This is a genomic window from Nocardiopsis sp. N85 (assembly GCF_028882275.1).
Lineage (GTDB): Bacteria > Actinomycetota > Actinomycetes > Streptosporangiales > Streptosporangiaceae > Nocardiopsis > Nocardiopsis lambiniae.
Genome location: NZ_JARBUT010000021.1, coordinates 23,673 through 43,388 on the forward strand (window position 1 = coordinate 23,673; position 19,716 = coordinate 43,388).

At 70.9% G+C, this 19,716-nt stretch carries 19 protein-coding genes and 1 pseudogene; 12 read left to right on the top strand and 8 right to left on the bottom strand.

Features of this window, described 5'->3' with window-relative positions; genetic code table 11:
- Window positions 1–70 precede the first annotated feature (70 nt).
- From PWG71_RS23435 to PWG71_RS23475, 9 genes are all read left to right on the top strand, one after another.
- On the top strand, window positions 71–364 hold the full coding sequence (locus PWG71_RS23435; RefSeq protein WP_274812124.1) for a hypothetical protein: 294 nt from the start codon (window positions 71–73) through the stop codon (window positions 362–364).
- A 323-nt stretch (window positions 365–687) separates the two neighbouring features.
- Entirely contained in the window at window positions 688–1,050 is a 363-nt protein-coding gene (locus PWG71_RS23440; protein ID WP_274812125.1) for a hypothetical protein, read from the top strand.
- Window positions 1,043–1,471, top strand: a complete 429-nt coding sequence (locus PWG71_RS23445) for a hypothetical protein (protein WP_274812126.1) — start codon at window positions 1,043–1,045, stop codon at window positions 1,469–1,471. Before PWG71_RS23440 ends, PWG71_RS23445 begins: the two co-directional genes overlap by 8 nt.
- Before the next feature lie 50 nt (window positions 1,472–1,521).
- Window positions 1,522–2,376 carry a sulfurtransferase gene (locus PWG71_RS23450; protein ID WP_274812127.1) on the top strand — a complete coding sequence of 285 codons (855 nt, stop codon included), beginning with the start codon at window positions 1,522–1,524 and terminating at the stop codon, window positions 2,374–2,376.
- Between the two features lie 170 nt (window positions 2,377–2,546).
- Window positions 2,547–3,149 (top strand): DUF4178 domain-containing protein, encoded by a 603-nt coding sequence (locus PWG71_RS23455; RefSeq protein ID WP_274812128.1) that lies wholly within the window; start codon window positions 2,547–2,549, stop codon window positions 3,147–3,149.
- A gap of 8 nt (window positions 3,150–3,157) precedes the next feature.
- On the top strand, window positions 3,158–3,694 hold the full coding sequence (locus PWG71_RS23460) for a DUF2617 family protein (protein ID WP_274812129.1): 537 nt from the start codon (window positions 3,158–3,160) through the stop codon (window positions 3,692–3,694).
- Complete coding sequence (locus PWG71_RS23465) at window positions 3,691–4,032, top strand: hypothetical protein (protein WP_274812130.1); 342 nt, start codon at window positions 3,691–3,693, stop codon at window positions 4,030–4,032. Before PWG71_RS23460 ends, PWG71_RS23465 begins: the two co-directional genes overlap by 4 nt.
- Window positions 4,033–4,068: 36 nt before the next feature.
- Entirely contained in the window at window positions 4,069–4,497 is a 429-nt protein-coding gene (locus PWG71_RS23470) for a DUF350 domain-containing protein (protein WP_274812131.1), read from the top strand.
- A gap of 43 nt (window positions 4,498–4,540) precedes the next feature.
- Window positions 4,541–6,109, top strand: coding sequence for a polyamine aminopropyltransferase (locus tag PWG71_RS23475; RefSeq protein ID WP_274812132.1), 1,569 nt, complete (start codon window positions 4,541–4,543; stop codon window positions 6,107–6,109).
- Between the two features lie 434 nt (window positions 6,110–6,543).
- On the opposite strand, the gene PWG71_RS23480 is transcribed toward PWG71_RS23475, so the two are convergent.
- The 6 genes from PWG71_RS23480 to PWG71_RS23505 form a co-directional block, all read right to left on the bottom strand.
- Window positions 6,544–7,968: an NAD(P)/FAD-dependent oxidoreductase gene (locus PWG71_RS23480; protein ID WP_274812133.1), complete on the bottom strand. Its 1,425-nt coding sequence runs from the start codon at window positions 7,966–7,968 to the stop codon at window positions 6,544–6,546.
- Window positions 7,969–8,074: 106 nt separating this feature from the next.
- Window positions 8,075–8,911, bottom strand: a complete 837-nt coding sequence (locus PWG71_RS23485; RefSeq protein WP_274812134.1) for an ABC transporter permease — start codon at window positions 8,909–8,911, stop codon at window positions 8,075–8,077.
- A complete protein-coding gene (locus PWG71_RS23490) occupies window positions 8,908–9,765 on the bottom strand; it encodes an ABC transporter permease (protein ID WP_274812135.1) in 858 nt (285 codons plus the stop codon). The genes PWG71_RS23485 and PWG71_RS23490 overlap by 4 nt, the downstream gene beginning before the upstream one ends.
- Before the next feature lie 24 nt (window positions 9,766–9,789).
- Complete coding sequence (locus PWG71_RS23495; protein ID WP_274812136.1) at window positions 9,790–11,052, bottom strand: polyamine ABC transporter substrate-binding protein; 1,263 nt, start codon at window positions 11,050–11,052, stop codon at window positions 9,790–9,792.
- Window positions 11,053–11,156: 104 nt separating this feature from the next.
- Window positions 11,157–12,311 carry an ABC transporter ATP-binding protein gene (locus tag PWG71_RS23500; RefSeq protein WP_274812137.1) on the bottom strand — a complete coding sequence of 385 codons (1,155 nt, stop codon included), beginning with the start codon at window positions 12,309–12,311 and terminating at the stop codon, window positions 11,157–11,159.
- 76 nt (window positions 12,312–12,387) lie between these two features.
- A complete protein-coding gene (locus tag PWG71_RS23505) occupies window positions 12,388–13,839 on the bottom strand; it encodes a gamma-aminobutyraldehyde dehydrogenase (protein ID WP_274812210.1) in 1,452 nt (483 codons plus the stop codon).
- A 251-nt stretch (window positions 13,840–14,090) separates the two neighbouring features.
- Between PWG71_RS23505 and PWG71_RS23510 the strand changes: the two genes are divergently transcribed.
- Both PWG71_RS23510 and PWG71_RS28875 read left to right on the top strand, forming a co-directional pair.
- Window positions 14,091–15,467 (top strand): aspartate aminotransferase family protein, encoded by a 1,377-nt coding sequence (locus PWG71_RS23510; RefSeq protein WP_274812138.1) that lies wholly within the window; start codon window positions 14,091–14,093, stop codon window positions 15,465–15,467.
- A gap of 50 nt (window positions 15,468–15,517) precedes the next feature.
- Window positions 15,518–15,571, top strand: a pseudogene (locus PWG71_RS28875) (excalibur calcium-binding domain-containing protein); the annotation flags it as partial.
- Between the two features lie 11 nt (window positions 15,572–15,582).
- Here the strand turns inward: PWG71_RS28875 and PWG71_RS23515 are convergent.
- Both PWG71_RS23515 and PWG71_RS23520 read right to left on the bottom strand, forming a co-directional pair.
- Window positions 15,583–15,981, bottom strand: coding sequence for a hypothetical protein (locus tag PWG71_RS23515; RefSeq protein ID WP_274812139.1), 399 nt, complete (start codon window positions 15,979–15,981; stop codon window positions 15,583–15,585).
- 82 nt (window positions 15,982–16,063) lie between these two features.
- Window positions 16,064–18,016, bottom strand: coding sequence for an N-acetylmuramoyl-L-alanine amidase (locus tag PWG71_RS23520; RefSeq protein WP_274812140.1), 1,953 nt, complete (start codon window positions 18,014–18,016; stop codon window positions 16,064–16,066).
- Between the two features lie 142 nt (window positions 18,017–18,158).
- On the opposite strand from PWG71_RS23520, the gene PWG71_RS23525 reads away from it, so the two are divergent.
- Window positions 18,159–19,655, top strand: a complete 1,497-nt coding sequence (locus PWG71_RS23525) for an NAD(P)H-hydrate dehydratase (RefSeq protein WP_274812141.1) — start codon at window positions 18,159–18,161, stop codon at window positions 19,653–19,655.
- Window positions 19,656–19,716: the final 61 nt, after the last annotated feature.

Sequence of the window (19,716 nt, forward strand, 5' to 3'; positions counted from 1 at the left end):
TCGCACAAGAGCCGGGGACTTCGTTCCGGAAGCCGTGATCGGAGAGCGACGACCTTGGTACGTTGCGCCTATGCGCACGGACTACCACCCCACTCCGACGGAGGTCGTCGCCTCCTGGATCCCGCACGATGCCCGGTGGCACGAGGCGGCCCGGGCGGCGGCCGCCGTCGGTACCGACGAACTGCGCCGCTACGTCATCGGGCTCGTCCACGAACACCGGGACCGGGACCGGGGGCTCACCGACGAGTACGACCTGCGCTCGATCGGCGCGGTGGTGGAGGACCTGGGGGTGGGCGGTCTGGCCGCCGTCGAATGGGGCAAGGTCCGCGACGCGCTGCTGCTGCCCCTGACCAAACGGGTCTAATCGTCCTCGGGAGGGTGACACTCCAGACATTCGGGCCCGCAGGGGTAGTTGGTCATCGCCATCGACCGGCAGCGCACGCACATCCGGCGTCTGCCGTCCGGTGGGTCGTGCCGCCACCGGTGGTGTCCCGCACGGCAGATCCCCGAGGGTTTCATCGCGGTGTCATCGCGGGCTGCGCTCATGCCCGCACCGTAGCGGAACCGGGGCCCGCTCGGAAGGCGTTCGGGGGAGGGCGGTGCCGGGTGGTCCGGCACCGGTACTACCGTGTGTCGTGGAACGCGCCGCCGACCTGGGCGGACGTGAGCGGGTGAAGGGGAGGCGGCGTGGTCGACTGGCTGACCATGACCATTCAGGTGGCGTCCCTGGCGATGGCCGGGTGGTGCCTGATCTCGACCTTCCGCGACCGGCCCATGCTCGTGCCGCACCTGATCGGCATGGGGGTCCTGTGGCTGCTGGTGCTCGGCCAGGCCGTGGCCACCGTCGTCACCATGGTCGGCGGAGAGCGTCCCGAGGAGACGGCCATGTTCGTCTCCTACCTGGCCACCGTCGTTCTGCTCCCGCCCGCCTGTGCCGTGTGGGGGTTCATGGAGCGCAGTAAGTGGGGGCCGGCCGTCATCGCGTTCGCCTGTCTGATCCTGCCCGTCCTGTTCGTCCGCCTCGAACAGCTGTGGAGCCCCGTTGTCTGACACCGCCCCGGACGCCGTGACCGCCGCGACCCTGCGCACCGGTCCCGGTCGGCTCCTGGTCGCCGTGTACGGCGTGTTCGCCCTCGCCGCCACCGCACGCGGCGTCTACCAGCTGGCCACGAAGTTCGAGGAGGCGCCGGTCGCCTACCTGCTCTCGGTGCTGGCCGGCGTCATCTACCTCGTCGCCGCCGTCGGGCTGGCCCGCGCCGGGCGGACCTCGCGGCGGGTCGCCCTGGTCTCCTGCGTCATCGAGATGGTCGGCGTCCTCGTCGTCGGCGCCGCGAGCCTGGCGTTGCCCGAGGTCTTCCCCGACGACACCGTCTGGTCCGGGTTCGGCAGCGGCTACTTCTTCATCCCGCTGGTCCTGCCGGTCGTCGGGTTGTGGTGGATCCTGCGGATCCACCGTCTCGACCGTGATTGATCCCGCCTCCGTCGTGACCCGGATGTGATCCGGCCTATACCCTTGGCCCCATGTCAGAGCCCCTTCCCCTGCCGGTGGCCGTCTCGGCCGACTGGCTCAGCGCGAACCTCGACCGGGTCGTCGTGGTCGACTCCCGGTGGTATCTCGACGGTCGATCCGGCCACGACGCGTACCTGGCCGGTCACCTCCCCGGAGCGGTGTTCGCCGATGTGGACACCGACCTCGCCGCCTCCGCGAGTCCCGAGGGCGGACGCCATCCCCTGCCCGCCGCCGCGGACTTCGCCCGGACCCTGGGCCGCCTGGGCATCGGCGACCACTCCCGGGTGATCGTCTACGACGACGCCGGCGGCTCCATAGCCGCCCGGCTCGTGTGGATGCTCCGCGTCCTGGGCACCCCCGCCGCCTTCCTCGACGGCGGCCTCCAGACCTGGTCCGGTGACCTGGAGAAGGGGGAGCACACCCCCGAACCCGTGCACCGCACCCCCCAGCACTGGCCCGCCGACCGGGTCGTGCACACCGACACCGTCCTGGCCACCTCCCGCGAACCGGGGCAGCTCGTCCTCGACGCCCGCGCCCACGGCCGTTACACCGGTGAGCACCCCGCTCCCGTCGACGCCCGTCCCGGCCACATCCCCGGCGCCCGCAGCGCCGAGTGGACCGGCAATCTCGGACCCGACGGGCTCCTGGCCGCGCCCGAGGCGCTGCGTGAGCGCTTCGCCGCCCTGGGCGCCGAGGACTCCGTCACCATCACCGTCTACTGCGGTTCCGGGGTCACGGCCTGCCACGACCTGCTCGCCCTGGAGCACGCGGGTCACCGCGGCGCGCGCCTCTACCCGGGCTCGTGGAGCCTGTGGGGAGGCGACGACTCCCTCCCCGTGGAGACGGGGGTCCCCGCCGGTCGCTGACATCGCCGACAACGGGGGAGGGCCGCCCGCGCCGGAGTGCGCCGGCGGCCCTCTTACGAGCCGAAATAGGATGGAAAGGGAACCAACCTCCCTTATGGGGCGTCCGAAAGGTCAGTGGCGTCCCCGGCACGATCCACGACGAAGGCGTCCCCCACGCGAAACGAGGAACCTTGCCCATCGAAGTCCTGCTCCTGGTGATCGTCGCCGTGACGGTGGCCGTCGTGGCCGTCGTCTACGCGGTTCGCGCCGCGAAGCGGAGCACCCCGCCCCCGCCCCGGCCCGCCCCCCACGACCCCTTCGCGAACACCGGTGACAGCACCGCCGGCGACCCCCGCGCCATCAAGGCCGGCGACATGATCGACTGGGGCACCGAGCGCACCTGGATCCGCGGCACCCTGCGCCTGTCCGAGGGCGGCTATGACTGGGCCGAGCACTTCCTGGAGGTCGAGGGCGGCAAGCGCTGGCTCTCGGTCGAGGAGGACCCCGACGTCGAACTCGCCCTGTGGTCCGGCCGCCCCGACCTGGACCTGACCCCCCACGGCAAGAAGATCGAACTCGAAGGCGTCGTCTACCGCCTGGAGGAGAAGGGCAGCGGCTCCTACCGCTCCGAGGGCACCACGGGCCTCAAGCCCCAGGGCGGATTCGACTACGCCGACTACGAGTCCGACGACGGCCTGCTGTTGGCCTTCGAACGGTTCGACCACGGCTCGTGGGAGGTCAGCACGGGCACCAAGGTGGCGCCCGGCACCTTCACCATCTACCCCGGGAGCTGATCCGGCACATGCGAGTCGGCATCAGCGCACCCTTCGTCGACACCCGGGCGGCCGACCTGGTGTGGGCGCTCGGGCACCCCCTGATCGACCCACTGGCCGTCCGCGCCCTGCGGGCGGGTCCGGTCGGGATCGAACTCCGGGTGCTCGGGGCCTCCCACCAGGTGGTCGTCGCGTCGGCGGACGGGGAACTGGTGGAGACGGTGGCCTGTCTGCCCGGCGTGGACGGGGGCCTGCCCGGCAGCGCCGAACGCGCGCACGGCGTCGGCCGCTACCGATTCGACTCGCTCGTGGAGACCCTCACCCGCACCGAACTCACCCACAGGGTCGACCGCCTCCACCGTGAGGTGGCGGACGACCCCGGCGGTCTCCTCGTCGCCTTCCCCGGTGACCCGTTGGCCGTGACCGCGCTGCACCTGAGCCCCGAGGGAGCGCGCGACGGCGGGGGTCCGCTCCGTTGGCGCACCTGGCACGTCTACCCCCAGAGCGGAGAACTCGTGACCACCGACACCACCCTGTCCGCCCACGTCCGCGGAGAGACCCCATGAGTCACCAGCACGGCAACGCGGAACCGCAGGACAACCGCAACACCATCATCACCCTCTTCGTGGTGATCGGTGGTGTCGTCCTGCTGCTCATCCTGCTGAGCGCCTGCGACAACAGCAGGAACAACAGCGCCCACTGCCCCGACGACGATCACGTGTCCGACCCCTACTATGACGACGACGATTGCCGATCCTCGTCAGGGTCCTCCTCCGGAGGCGGGGGTTTCTTCTTCTTCGGCGGCAGCGGCTCCAGCGGCTACAACAGCGGCGGCAGCGGCGGCTCCAGCGGCAGCGGCGGCGGCAGCGACTTCCGCGGCGGCGGCACCGGCTTCGGCAAGTGACCCACCGGACCTCCATCCCCTACCGAGACCTGGACTATGAACGAGATCCTTTTCAACAGCCTCGCGGCCCTCGCCTACGCGGGTGTGGGCGTGGTCATCCTCCTCGTGGGCTACCTGCTCATCGACCTGCTCACCCCGGGCAAGCTGCACAAGCTCATCTGGGAGGAGCGCAACCCCAACGCCGTGCTCCTGGTGTCGGCCAACACGCTGGGCGCGGCCGTCATCGTCACGACGGCGATCCTCTCCAGTGACTCGGAGATCGGCCTGGGCGCCGGCCTGCTGTCCACCGCCGTGTACGGGCTGATCGGTCTGGCGGTGATGGCCGTGTCGTTCCTGCTGATCGACCTCGTCATCCCCGCGAAGATCGCGCACATGATCAGCAACCCCGAACCCCACCCGGCCACCTGGGTGAGCGCCTCCGCCCACCTGGCGATCGCCGTGGTCGTCGCCGCCGCCCTCACCTGACCCGCGGCGCGGAGACGCACGGCACAGAAAGCAGTACCCCATCGTGATCGAGTCCCCGGCCCCGAGGCGGCCCCGACTTCCGGTGCCGCCCCGGGTGGCCCGATTCCTCGTGCTGGCCGCGGTGTTCCTGTGCGCGGCCTGCGGCCTGGTGTACGAACTGGCCCTGGTCGCGATCGGCAGCTACCTGCTCGGTGACACCATCACCCAGGCCTCCGTGGTCCTGTCGGTGATGGTGTTCGCCATGGGTGTGGGATCGCTGCTGTCCAAGCGTTTCCAGGGCAGCGCGGCACTGTCGTTCGCGGTCATCGAAGGACTGTTGTCGCTGGTCGGCGGTTTGTCGGTGCTGTTGTTGTACGGGGCGTTCGCCTGGTTCTCGGCCTATCAGCCGGCCCTGGTGCTGTTGGCGTTCGCCATCGGTGTGCTCATCGGCATGGAGATCCCCCTGCTGATGACGCTCATCCAGAGGATCCGCAGGCAGGAGGCGTCCGAGGCGGTCGCCGACCTCTTCGCCGCCGACTACGTGGGCGGCCTCATCGGCGGTCTGGCCTTCCCGTTCCTGCTGCTGCCGCTCCTGGGCCTGCCCAAGGGCGCGCTGGCGGTGGGCGCCCTCAACGCGGTGGTGGGCATCGCCGTGGTCCTGTGGTTGTTCCGCGCCGAACTGTCCCGGCGGGCGTACGTCGGCCTCGGGGTGGGGCTGGCCGCGATCCTCGCCGTGCTCGGCCTGGCCTACCTGTACGCGGACCGGTTCGAGGTCGACGCCCGACAGGCCATGTACCGTGACCCGATCGTGCACGCCGAACGCACCGAGTACCAGGAGATCGTGCTCACCCGGTCGATCGACGGCCGGGACGTACGGCTGTTCCTCAACGGCGACCTCCAGTTCTCCACCCTGGACGAGTACCGCTACCACGAGTCGCTCGTGCACCCGGCGATGGCCGGTCCCCACGAGGACGTCCTGGTGCTGGGCGGCGGCGACGGCCTGGCCCTGCGCGAGGTCCTCGCCTACGAGGACGTGGACTCGGTGACGCTGGTGGACCTGGACCCGGCGGTGATCGAGCTGGCCTCCACGGAACCGGTCATCACCGAACTCAACGAGGGCTCCTTCGAGGATCCCCGGGTGGAGGTGGTCAACACCGACGCCTTCCAGTGGCTGCGCGACAACGGCGACGACTTCGACGTGATCGTCGCCGATCTGCCCGACGGCCAGGACGTGGGCCCGTCGAAGCTGTACTCGGTGGAGTTCTACGCCCTGGCCCGGCACGCCCTGGCCGATGACGGGCGCATGGTGGTCCAGGCCGGGTCGCCGTTCTTCGCCCCGGACGCCTACTGGAGCGTGGGCCGGTCCCTGGACGAGGCGGGGTTGCCCGCCACCCCCTACAACGTGGACGTGCCGTCGTTCGGGAACTGGGGTTTCTACCTGGCGACCTCGCACACCGCCCCGGATCTGCGGATCTCCGACGACGCGCCGACACTGCGCTTCCTGGACGAGGCCCTGCTGGCGGCGGCCCAGGTGTTCCCGAGGGACCGCAGGGAGGGCGAGGACGTGCGGGCGTCCACGCTCATGCACCCGCGCATCATCGCCTACCACCAGAACGCCTGGCGCGGCTACTGAGCCGTTCCCCTTCGGGTCTCCGGTCCTGGCCCGGAGCACGGGAATCGGGTCGAAGGAGGCGTGGTGGCCGCCGCGTCGACGTCCTCGCCCGCCCGTCGCCCCCGAAGGGCGGCCATCGGCCGACGGTCTCCCTCCTCGAAGGCGTCCCCTGCGCCGGCCTCCGGAACCCCGTGGGCGCCCCGCCCCTGGACGGACGGCGCCCCGGCCCGGGTGGACCCGGGCCGGGGCGGGCCGACACCGCGCAGCCTTCGTTGTAGGACCGGTGGGCGGCCGCGCGGTGGATCGGTGAGGGGGCACACGGGAGAGGTCCCGTGGTCGGCTCCATCCTGGCCCACGCCGGCCGCGCGGGGCCCTCGCCGCGCCGCGCGGGACGATCCCCTTTACCCCGTCCTACCAACCTTTTCCCGACACGCCGCACGAACCATCACATAACGTCAGCTGTCGAAGCCCAGGCCCATCGCGTCCAGGCTCCGCAGCCACAGGTTGCGCCGCCCGTCGTTGCGGTCCGCGGCGGCCGTGGCCCGCAACGTCAGTTCGATGCCGAGCGAGCGCACGGGTTCGGGCGGGAACGGCAGCGGCTTCTCCCGCACCATCCGCAACCGGGCCCGTTCGGTGTCCAGCCCGTCGAGGCGGTCGAGCATCACCTGGGCGCCGAACCGCGTCGCCCCCACGCCCAACCCCGTGTACCCGGCGGCGTAGGCCAGCCGGCCGCCGTACCCGGTGCCGAAGAACCCCGAGAACCGGCTGCACGTGTCGATCACCCCGCCCCACGTGTGGGTGAACCGCACCCCCTCCAACTGCGGGAACGTCGTGAAGAAGTGCTCGGCGAGCCGCTGGAACGTCTCCGGCCGCTGGTCGTACTCCGGCCGGACCTTCCCGCCGTAGTGGTGGACGACGTCGTACCCGCCCCACAGGATCCTGTTGTCGGCGGTCAACCGGTAGTAGTGGAAGAGGTTCGCCGCGTCCCCCACCCCCTGGCGGCCCTTCCACCCCAGCGACGCCATCCGCTCCTCGCTCAGCGGTTCGGTCATCAGCGCGTAGTCGTACACCGGCGCCAGGTAGTGCTTGAGCCGCCGCAGCGGCCCCGGGAACGCCCCGGTGCCCCAGGCGACCTTGGGCGCGTGCAGGGCCCCGCCCCGCGTCTCCAGACGCAGCCCGGTCGAGGTGGACCCGATCGCCCGTACGGGCGTGTTCTCGAAGATCCGCACCCCCGATCGCAGACAGGCCGCCCGCAGTCCCCCGGTCAGCTTGGCCGGGTGAACCATCGCCACCCCGTCCCGCTCGTACAGCGCCCCCAGGTAGGTGGGGGAGGCGATCTCCGCGCGGGTCCGCTCGCCGTCCCACACCTCCGCCGTACCGCCCAGGGCGTTCATCGCCTTGGCGGACTCGTCGAACCCGTCGGCCTGCCACGGCGCGGTGGCCACGAGCAGCTCACCGGTGCGCTCGAACTCGCAGTCGATCCCGTACCGCTCCACGGTCTCCCCGATGGCGTCCAGGTTGGCGCGCCCCTGGCGTTCGAGTTCGGCGATCTCCTCCGGCCAGCGCTCGGCGCCGTTGTCGTACCCGTGGGTGAGGCTGGCGGCGCAGAACCCGCCGTTGCGCCCGGAGGCCGCCCACCCGGCGGTGCGCGCCTCCACCAGGACGACCTCCCGGTCCGGGTCGCGCTCCTTGGCGATGAGCGCCGTCCACAGTCCGCTGAACCCGCCGCCGACCACGGCCAGGTCGGCGAACACGTCGCCGACCAGGGTCGGCGCGGGCTCGGGCACGTCGTGACCGGGCACGTCGGGATCGAGCCAGAAGACCCGGGGGAGGGCGCCCTCCAGCGCCCGGGAGGCCCCTGCGGTGACCGCGTCGGCCATGGGTATCACACACTTCCGTCGGTGATGGGAACGATTCCTGATCCTGATACGTGTCGGGGCACCGACCCGGGCGACGCGCGCCCCGCCGGTGCCCCGGAGCGGGCCCTCAGGCCCGGCGTCGGGCCGCGACGATGTTGACCACGGCCATGACGAGTCCGACCGCGAACAACAGCGTGCCCATGACGTTGACCTGCGGGGGGATTCCGACGCGCGTGGCGCCCCAGATCCACAGGGGGAACGTGGTCACGTCGCCGCTGACGAACGAGGTGATGATGTAGTCGTCGATGGACAGGGCGAACGCCAGCAGCCCGCCCGCCATGATGGCGGGGAACAGCATCGGGAACGTCACCAGCCGGAACGTGGTCCACGACCCGGCGCCCAGGTCCCGGGCGGCCTCCTCCAGGCTCGGGTCCAGGGTGATGACCCGGGCCCGCACCGTGATGGCGACGAACGACACGCAGAACATCACGTGTGCGATGACCGTCGTCCAGTACCCGGTGGTCACGTTCATCATGAGGAACGTCGACAACAGGGCGGCGCCCAGCACCACCTCGGGAGCGCTGATGGCCGCGAACATCACCAGGTTGGTGAGCTGCTTGCCGCGGAAGTCGTACCGTCCCAGGGCCAGACCCAGCAGGGTCCCCAGCGCCCCGGCGACGAACATCGTCAACAGCGCGATGGTCACCGAGTTGTACATCGCCTCGTTGAGGTCGCGGTAGGCGAACGCGTCGGCGTACCACCGCAGGGTGAACCCCTGCCAGGTGATGTTGTGCCGCCCGGCCGGGTCGTTGAAGCTGAACACGATCATGAACGCGATCGGCGCGAACAGCCAGGCCAGAACGGCCCACGTGTACCAGCGTCCCCAGTCGGTCCGGCGTCGGATCCGGGGTGTGGACCGCTTCCGTTCGACGGGGCGGTCGGTGGTCTCGAACGTGGCGCTCACGACGTGTGCACCTCCATGACCCGTTCGGTGCCCAGTGCCCGGGCGTAACTGAAGATGCCGATGAGGAGCAGCCCCATGAGCACGAAGGTGATCGACGCGGCGATGGGGTAGTTGTTGTTGACCAGGTACTGGGTCCGGATGACGTTGCCGATCATCGTGTTGTCGGTGCCGCCCAGCACGGCCGCGTTGACGTAGTCCGCGCTGGTCGGGATGAACGTCATCAGCACGCCCGCGAACACACCGGGCAGCGACACGGGCAGGATCACGTGGAAGAACGCCCGGAACCGGTTCGCGTAGAGGTCGTGGGAGGCCTCCACCAGGTGGGGGTCCATCCGCTCCAGCACCGCGTAGATCGGCAGCACCATGAACGGCAGGAAGTTGTAGGCCAGCCCCAGGATCACGGCGGGAGCGGTGTTGAGCACCGCGAACCCCTCCGGGAGCAGTCCCAGGTCCTTGAGCGGACCCAGCGCCACGCCGTTGTCGGACAGGAAGAACCGCCAGGAGATCGTGCGCAGCACGAACGACACGAAGAACGGCAGCAGGAGCAGCAGCAGGTACGTGGTCTTGTAGGCGCCGCCCTTGAAGGCGATCCAGTAGGCCATCGGGTAGCCCAGGGCGATGCACACCAGGGTGGCGCACCCGCCGTAGAACAGGGAGCGCAGGATCTGCTCCCAGTAGGTCCCGATGGCGTTGACGTAGTTGCCCACCTCGAAGGTCTGCTGGAAGCCGGTGATCACGTTGCCCGTGGTCAACGACAGCGACAGCATCCCACCGATGGGGATCACGAAGAACAACGCCAACCAGGTCCACGCCGGCAGGACCAGGACGTAGGGCGTCAGCTTGCGGTTTCTCATGGGAAGACTCGGGATCGTCCGGCGTCAGCTCTGCGTGACGGCCTGGAACAGGGACGAGAAGCCGTCCTGCTCCTCGGTCGGCAGGACCACGAAGTTGTGCAGGTTCTGGTAGTCGCCCTCGGAGGGGAACACCAACGGGCTCTCGGCCATCTCGCGCAGCGCGTCGGCGCGTTCGCCGTCCTCGGCCGCGGCCCACTCCAGCATGACCTCCTGGGCGTGCGGGACCGGTGAGATGTAGGCGATGTACTCCGTCAGGCCGGTGGCGATCTCCGGCTCGTACAGGAAGTTCATCAGCTCGATCGCGTCCACCGGGGCCTGCGTGGTGTACGGGATCATGAGGTTGTCGGTCCACAGGGTGGCGCCCTCCTCGGGGATGACGAACTTCAGGTTCGTCCCCTCCTCGGAGTTCTGCTGGTAGATGTCACCGGACCAGGCCATGGTGATCCACAGGTCGCCGTTGGTGAGCGGCTGGATGAAGTCCTGGTCGTAGTAGGCGCGCACCACTCCGGAGTCGCGCTGTTCGCGGAGCCTGTCGGCGGCCGCCTCCCAGTCCTCCGGGGTGGAGTCCGCCGGGATGACGCCGTTGGCGAGCAGCCCGAAGTTGGCGATCTCCTGGGGGTCGGAGAACATGCCGACCTTGCCCTCGAAGGCGGGGTCCCACAGGTCCTGCACGCTGGTGATCTCCCGGTCGATGAACTCCGGGTTGTAGGCGATGCCGGTGATGCCGGAGGCGTAGGGGACCGTGTACTTGTTGCCCGGGTCGAAGGTGCTGTTCCTGTAGATCTCCCCCGCGTACTCCGTGAAGTTGGGCAGCAGGGCGTGGTCGAGCTGGACCAGGTAGCCCAGTTCGATGAGCTTGGCCAGCTCGAACCCGTTGGGCAGCACGATGAGGTCGTAGCCGAGGTCGTCCTCGTTGGCCAGTTTGGGCTGGATCCGGCCGAAGAAGGACGCGGCCTCCTGCACGTCCTCCTTGTACTCCACCTCGATGCCGGTGGCCTCGGTGAACTGCTGGATCTGGGTGCGCTCCGAGTCCATGTACAGGGGCCAGTTGGCCCAGCGCAGGTTCCCGGTGCGCTCCTTGCCCTCCCAGAAGTTCGCGTCGGCGGCGGGGTCGCGCTGCTGGCCGCCGACCCCGCAGGCGGACAGGGCGAGGGCCGCCGCGGCAGCCCCGCCGGCCTGGAGGGTGCGACGGCGGGTCGGCCCCGGGAGTTCCAGCGGGCTGCGGCGTGCCCTGGTGAGACCGCGAAGGAGTGCGGGGTCGAGACCGGTGCGCGAGCGGTTGTGCATGTCGTCGTTCCTTGACTTCGGTGATCCGCGGGGGGATGGCGGGGTTTCGGGCGTGGTCGGCGCCGACGGTCGGCGCCCTGAGGTCGTGGATCGCTGCCGCTCGGTCAGGCCAGGAGCGGGTAGGAGTGCCGGGCGGGCCAGGACAGCCACACCGTGGCGCCGCGTTCGGCGACCGGTGCGGAGTCCGAGACGTTCTGCTGGTACACGGTGATCTCCTCTCCACCGCCGATGTCGACCTGGTAGTGGGTGGCCGCGCCCAGGTAGACGGTCTCGGTGATGACGCCCTGGACGGCGCTGACGTCGTCGCCGGGGCGGTCGACGCCGATGCGGATCTTCTCGGGGCGCACGGTCAGGTGCAGGTGGGTGCCGCTGGTGACGGTGTCGGGCGACCCGGCGACCAGGGCGGTGGCGCCGTCGGCGATCTCCACCCGCCACACGCCACCGACATCGCCGCGCACCACGCCGCGGATCAGGTTGCTGGTCCCGATGAAGTCGGCGACGAACCGGGTGGCGGGCCGCTCGTACACCTCGGCCGGGGTGCCCAGCTGCTCCACCCCGCCGTTGTTCATCACCGCGAGGCGGTCCGACATCGTCAACGCCTCACCCTGGTCGTGGGTGACGTAGACGAAGGTGATGCCGACCTCGCGCTGGATGCGCTTGAGTTCCACCTGCATGGCCTGGCGGAGCTTGAGGTCGAGAGCGCCCAGCGGCTCGTCCAGGAGCAGGGCGGCCGGCTGGTTGACCAGCGCCCGGGCCAGGGCCACGCGCTGCTGCTGGCCGCCGGAGAGCTGGGTGGGGCGGTGCTTGGCCCGGTGCCCCAGTTCGACCAGGTCGAGCATCTCCGTGACGCGCCGCTTGATCTCGTCCTTGGCGACCTTCTTGCGCTTGAGGCCGAAGGCGACGTTCTCGGCGACGTTCATGTGGGGGAACAGGGCGTAGCTCTGGAAGACCATGTTGACGTCGCGGTGGTTGGCGGCGACACCGGTGACGTCGCGTCCGCCGAGCCGGACGGTCCCCTCGGTGGGGTCCTCGAACCCGGCGATCATGCGCATGGTCGTGGTCTTGCCGCAGCCGGACGGGCCCAGCAGGGAGAAGAACTCGCCCTGTTCGATGGTGAGATCGACGCCGGCGACGGCGTGCACCGTCTCGGAGCCGGAGCGGAAGGACTTGTACACCCCTTCCAGGCTGATCGCGGGTTCCGGCGACGGTGTGGTCCCCTCGTCGGAGGTCGCGGGTGCTGTGGTGCTGATGGAGGCCATGGTGGGGGTGGTCCTGTCGCTTGCTCGTTCCGTACCGGGTGGCGGCCGGTCCGCCCGAGCGGACCGGCCGGGTGGGTCACTCGCCGATGTAGCTCATGACGTGCTTGACGCGGGTGTACTCGTCGAAGGAGTACATGGACAGGTCCTTTCCGTAACCCGAGTGCTTGAAGCCGCCGTGCGGCATCTCCGCGGTGATCGGGATGTGGGTGTTGATCCACACGCAGCCGAAGTCGAGGCGGCGTGAGACCCGCAGGGCCCTGGCGTGGTCCTTGGTCCACACACTGGAGGCGAGGCCGTACTCGACCGAGTTGGCCCACGCGACGGCGGTGTCCTCGTCGGTGAACCTTTGCACCGTGATGACCGGGCCGAAGATCTCGTCGGTGACGAGTTCGTCGCCCTGGCGCAGGCCCGAGACCACGGTGGGCGCGTAGAAGAAGCCCTCCTCGCCGACCCGTGATCCGCCGGCCAGTACCTCGGCGTGGTCGGGGGCGCGGTCCAGGAACCCGCTCACCCGCGCCAACTGGTTCGCGTTGTTGACCGGTCCGAACGCGGCGTCGACGTTGCTCGGCGGGCCGGTGACGGTGCCCCGGGCCTGCTCGGCCAGGGCGGCGGCCAGGTCGTCGTGGACGCCGGGCGCGGCCAGTACCCGGGTGGCGGCGGTGCAGTCCTGGCCGGCGTTGAAGTACCCGGCCTCGGCGATGCCGGCGGCGGCCCGCTCGATGTCGGCGTCGTCGAACACGATGACCGGGGCCTTGCCGCCCAGTTCCAGGTGCAGGCGCTTGAGGTCCCTTGACCCGGCCTGGGCGACCTCGTAGCCGGCCCGGGTGGACCCGGTGAGGGAGATCAGGCCCGGGATCGGGTGCTCGACGAGGGCGCGGCCGGTGTCCCGGTCGCCCGCGACCACGTTGAGAACGCCCGGGGGCAGGAACTCGGCGGCGATCTCGGCGAGCAGGAGGGTGGAGACCGGGGTGGTGTCGGAGGGCTTGAGGACGACGGTGTTGCCGGCGGCCAGGGCCGGGCCGATCTTCCAGGCGGCCATCGCCATCGGGTAGTTCCAGGGGGTGATCTGCCCGACGACGCCGATGGGTTCGCGGCGGACCCAGGAGGTGTGGTCGGCCATGTACTCCCCCGCGGCGCGGCCCTCCAGGTTGCGGGTGGCGCCGGCGAAGAACCGCAGGGCGTCGAGGACCTGGGCGATCTCCTCGCTCTTGGTGAGTTCGACGGGCTTGCCACAGTTCTGGACCTCGGCGGCGACGAGCTCGTCCGCTCGCTCCTCCACACGGTCGGCGAACTTGTTGAGGGCGATCTGGCGCTGGGCCGGGGTCTGGTCGCGCCACTCGTTCTCGAAGGCGTTCCGGGCGGCCTGGAAGGCGGCGTCGACGTCCTCGGCGGTGGAGACGGGGGCGGTGGCGAAGACCTTCCCGGTGGCCGGGTCGATGAGATCGCTGCGGATTCCGTCGGCCGTGTCCACGTACTCGCCGTTGACGAAGTTGCGCAGGTCTTGGGTCACGGTGCTCTGCTCCCGGATCGGTCGAGCGCGTCGGTGCGCCGACTGGGCTGTTGGTGCGCGCGCATGGCGCTGTGATCTGCCACACTGCCATCCGACCACGGCGAGATCAAGATCTTCCAATGGATTCCGTTGTAAAAATTAGGTTTCTCAACGGATACTTGACAGAACGCACATAAGTGCGACTATTTCTATTGAGAGGGTCTTGTCACGAGGCCCCCGGGTCGACCCGATCGTGGTCCCCGCGAAACCAGACGACCTTGGAGTACCAAGTGGCAGCGCACCTGAGTCCTGAGCACCTCCAGCGGGCGGCCAAGGACCACCTGTGGATGCACTTCACGGAGATGGCCGCCTACAACGACGCGGACGTCCCCGTCATCAGCCGCGGTGAGGGCGTGTACGTCTACGACGACAAGGGCAAGCGGTACCTGGACGGTCTGGCCGGGCTCTTCGTCAGTCAGGTGGGGCACGGTCGCGCCGAGATCGCCGACGCCATCGCCGAGCAGGCCCGGGAACTGGCGTACTTCCCCATCTGGACCTACGCCCACCCCAAGGCCGTGGAACTGGCCGAGCGGATCGCCTCCCTCGCCCCCGGCGACCTGAACCGCGTCTTCTTCACCACCAGCGGCTCCGAGGCCGTGGAGTCGGCGTGGAAGCTGGCCCGCCAGTACTTCAAGGCCATCGGTGAGCCCACCCGCCACAAGGTGATCAGCCGGCGCATCGCCTACCACGGCACCAGCATGGGCGCCCTGTCCATCACCGGCCTCCAGGGGATCAAGACCCCGTTCGAGCCGCTGGTGCCCAGCACCCTCCAGGTGCCCAACACGAACTTCTACCGGGCGCCGCACCACGGCGACGACGTGGAGGCGTTCGGCCGGTGGGCCGCCGACCAGATCGAGGAGGCGATCGTCCAGAACGACCCGGACACCATCGCCGCCGTGTACGTCGAGCCCGTGCAGAACTCCGGCGGCTGCTTCCCGCCGCCGCCCGGCTACCTCCAGCGGGTCCGCGAGATCTGCGACCGGTACGGCGTGCTGATGGTCTCCGACGAGGTCATCTGCGCCTTCGGCCGCCTCGGCGAGTACTTCGGCGCGACCAGGTACGGCTACGTCCCCGACATCATCACCTTCGCCAAGGGCGCCACCAGCGGTTACGTCCCGCTGGGCGGCATGATCGCCCGCGAGCGCCTCATGGAGCCGTTCAAGGAGAAGGGCACCGCGTTCCTGCACGGCGTCACGTTCGCCGGGCACCCGGTGGCCGCCGCCGCCGCGCTGGCCAACCTCGACCTGTTCGAGAGCGAGGGGATCCTCGACAACGTCCGCGAGAACGGGCCGGTGTTCCGGGCCACCCTGGAGCGGCTCCTGGACCTGCCGATCGTCGGCGACGTGCGCGGCGACGGGTTCTTCTACGGCATCGAGCTGGTGAAGGACAAGGAGACCAAGGAGACCTTCACCGACGACGAGTCCCACCGTCTCCTCAAGGGGTTCCTGTCCGGTGCGCTGTTCGACGCCGGCCTCATCTGCCGCGCCGACGACCGCGGCGAACCCGTCATCCAGCTCTCCCCGCCGCTGACCTGCGGGCCCGAGCACTTCGACGAGATCGAGACCATCCTGCGCAAGGTCCTCACCGAAGCCTGGAACCGGCTCTGACCCCGGCCCCCACCCCTCGGTGCCCCCGTCCCCTCGGCGGGGGCACCGCCTTGTCCGGATACGGGCCGCACCTGGACCGGGACGGGGACGGGGTGGGATGTGAGCAGGGGCCGGGTCAGGCGGACCAGGTGAACACGTCGGCCTCGGCGGACACCAGGTGGGCGTCGGTCTGGCCGAACTGGACCACGCGCACGCCCACCCGGCCGCCCGGCGGCACCGCGCCCTTCCAGGAGTACGCGAACCGGCCGCGACCGGTGGCGTGCACCTCGCCGCCCGCCGGGCGTTCGGAGAGCGGGTCCCCGTTCGCGTCGAACTCCACCGCCCGCACCTGCACCTCCGTGCCCGGGGTGATCCCCATGAGGGTCACCCCCACCGACAGGTCGTACAGCCCCTCCTCCGCCAGCGCCCGGACATCGGTCGCCCCGTCCTCACGGCGGTCGAACACGATGTCGTGCCAGACGGCCGGGGTCAGGTCGCTGCGGGTGTCCTTCGTGAAACGGTGATGCTCGGGCATGGAGGTCTCCTCGGGACGGTCCGCCGGTCGGGTCCAGCATCCGCCCCCGAGGGTCACCGATCAATCACCGGCGGTGTCCGTGTCACCTGGGCCAGAAGAACACGTCGGCGGTGGCCGCCGTCACCCGGGCGGGCCGGTCGCCGAACTGGGCCACCCGCACCCGCACCCGGCGCCCCGCCGCCAGGTTGCCCTTCCACGCGTAGGTGAAGTGCGCGTCGCCCGCCGCCTGCACGGGGGAGTCGATGGGCCGGTCGCGGGCCACCTTCCAGCCGCCGTTCCCGTCGGGTTCGTACTCGGTGGCGCGCAACCGCACCTCCGTGCCCGGGGCCAGACCCTCGATGGTCACCCCCACCGACAGGTCGTACAGGGCGCCGCCCGGCTCATCGGTCCCCACCAGCGCGTACAGCGCCCCGGTGCGCCCGTCGTGACGCCGGTCGAACCGCAGGCTCGCCCACGTCCCCGGTACCAGCTCCTGGGCTTCGTCCTTCTCGAACCTGCGGTGGCCGGGCATGTCATCGTCTCCCTCGGAGGAACTCGGGGGTCGGGCGAAGGTGCCGTCCCGGACCATGCGGTAGGCCTTGTCACCGGGGCAGGAGGTGGCGACGAAGTCCCGGTGCCCCAGCACCTTCCCGGAGATGGAGGTGGCCGGTTCCATCAGCCACGCGCGCAGTCGCCGCACCGCCTCGACCTGCTCCCGGGGGATGCCGTCCCCGGGACCGGTGGCCAGGGTGACGCTGTAGTGCGAGGAGTTCCCGCCCGGCTGGGCCGCCTGGACGCGGTACAGCCCGCGTCCCTCCAGGACGTGGCCGTGCGCGCAGGCCATGAACGAGTTCCCGGTGAAGTACACCGTGCCCGCCCGCCGGGCCAGCCAGGTCCCGTCCGGCGTGGTGGGACACCAGATGTGGCCCTCGTACCGGATGCGGCAGACGACGAACCCCGGCGTGCGGGCCGCCACCGCCCGAGGGCTGAAGCCGTGCTCGGGGGACAGCTCGACCCGCCACCCCCCGAGCGGCACGCCGCGCACCGTCGCGGCCTGTCCGGCCAGGATGACGGCGAACCGGAACGCCTCCGCCCCCGCCCGGTCCGGTCGTTCGAGGAACCGGCCGTCGCGCCCGCCCGCCGACATGGTCACCCGCAGGAACAGGTCGAGTTGGGCCCGGGTGAGCGAGCGCAGGAACGCGTGGGAGGGCACCCGCCCCGGCATCTGCTCGGTCAGGATCCGCTCCGCGGCGGGGGACAGCCGGAACACCGCCGTGTCCACGGTGTAGCGCTCCCACCACCCGGGCCGGGCGTCCGCGGTCGTGTCGGGTTCCATCGCCGCCCCGAACAGGGCGTGCAGTGCCGTGCGCACCCGGACGGCGCTCTCGCCGTCGCGCTTCCTCGGCCGCCGGATCACCGTCCGGTGCCCCTCGGTCGTCCACGCCCAGCCGACCAGTTCGACCAGGGCGTCGGGCCACTTGGGCTGGACCGGCAGGTCGCCGCAGGGCGCGGCGGTGCGGATGCGATCGCGTGAGGTGAGCTCCTCGGTGACCGCCCACGCGCGCTCGAACCCCGGACCCGGACGTTCGTCCCGGCCCGACCGCCGGGTCGGGCGGCGTTCCACCGGCCAACGGTGTCCCGGGGTGGTCAGCGACGAGTGGGCTCTGCCCTCCATGAGGACGAGCTCGCGGGGCAGCGCGGGGAACACGTTCACCGCCTGGAGGGGCTGCCACCGGGACAGGCCGGTGGTGTGGTCGAGGGTCAGGACCAGATCGCCTTCGGCGATGTCGCGGAAGGTCCGCCACCCGTCCTCGGTGAGGATCTCCGTCTCCTCGTCGACGCAGTAGCCGATGTCCGCCCAGCCTCGGGAGGGGCCCGTGTGGAAGCGACGGGTGGCGTTCCAGTAGGCGACACAGGCCGAGTGATCCTTGCCGGCGAGGTTCTGGTCGACACTGTCGTAGTGGACGACCAGGCCGGAGCGGGGGTTCGCGCGGCCGGCGGGGGAGGGGCCCCAGCCGAGATCGGACCGGGAAGTGTACTTGCTCGGTCGTGGCATGACTCCATTGTGTCAAGGGGCCACTCCGTTGGGTGGTCGAATGGTGATATCCGACCGGGGGATTCCCGCGTGGCGTCGGGGGTGTCCGACCCTCCCGGTGGGGCACGATGGTGCCCACGTCACGTTCCGGGGAGGTCCACCCGTGCGCTCCGCACACACCGTCGGCATCGTCCGTGAGGCCGAGGCCGCGCTCATGGCCCGCCTGCCCCAGGGGGCGCTCATGCGCCGCGCGGCCACCGGCCTGGCCGTCGTCTGCGCCCGGCTGCTGCCGCGCGTGTACGGATCCCGTGTCGTGCTGCTGGTCGGCGGGGGCGACAACGGCGGCGACGCCCTCTACGCCGGCGCCGACCTGTCCGCCCGGGGCGCCGACGTGCGCGCCGTGCTCGCCGGGGACCGGGCCCACGAGGGCGGACTGGCCGCCCTGCGCGCCGCCGGGGGCCGGATCGCCGACTTCCACGAGGGCACCGCCGAGGACACCCTGTTCGACGCCGACCTCATCGTCGACGGCATGCTCGGCATCGGGGGTCGCGGCGGGCTGCGCGCGCCGCACGCCGTCCTCGCCGGGCTGGCCGCCACCGCCCCGGCCCCCGTGGTCGCGGTCGACCTGCCCAGCGGGGTGGACGCCGACACCGGCGAGGTGGCCGGGCACGCGGTCCGCGCCGACGTCACCGTCACCTTCGGCACGTACAAGCCCGGCCTGTTCATCGACCCCGGGGCCGCCCGCGCCGGCCGCGTCCGCCTCGTGGACATCGGCCTGGGGCCCGAACTGCCCGGTCCGGCCCTGCTGTCCTTCGAGGACGCCGACATCGCGCCGCTGCTGCCCGTCCCCGACGCCGAATCCGACAAGTACCGCCGGGGCCTCCTCGCCGTCCGCGCGGGTTCGGCCCACTACCGGGGCGCCGCCGTCCTGACCGTCGGCGGGGCGCTGCGCACCGGTGTGGGCATGGTCCGCTACGCCGGCCCCTCCCCGGTGGTGGACCAGGTGCTCGCCCGCTGGCCCGAGGTGGTCGCCGACGACGTGGATCCGCTCAGCAGCACCGACCTGGACCCGGGCCGTGCCGCCGCCGTCGTCATCGGTCCCGGCCGGGGTGTGTGGCCCGGCAACGTCGACGAACTCCACGTGGTGCTGGAGAGCGACCTCCCGGTGCTGGCCGACGCCGACGCCCTCACGATCATCGCCGCCGGCACCCTGTCCGACCTGGTCCGCACCCGCACCGCGCCCACCCTGCTCACCCCGCACGCCGGGGAGTTGGCCCGCCTCCTGGACACCGACCGGGCCGAGGTGGAGGCGCGACGCCTGGAACACGTCACCCGGGCGGCCCGCGAATTGAACTGCACGGTGCTGCTCAAGGGATCGACCACGCTCATCGCCCATCCGGGATCGCCGGTGGCGGCCAACGGGACGGGCACGCCGCTGCTGGCCACGGCCGGTTCCGGCGACGTGCTGTCGGGGATCATCGGCGCGCTCATGGCGTCGGGCCTGCCCGCGACGGAGGCCGCGGTGTGCGGCGCGCACCTGCACGGCCGGGCGGCGGTCCTGGCCCACGACGGCGCCCCGATCAGCGCCTCGGACCTGCTGGCGGGGATCCCCCGGGCGATCGCGCAGATCCGTGGCCACAACAGGACGAAGGGGATGTGAGGTGAGCGGAATGTGACACTCTGGGTGCTCCTCGACCGTATGGCCGGATGGATTCCCCCAT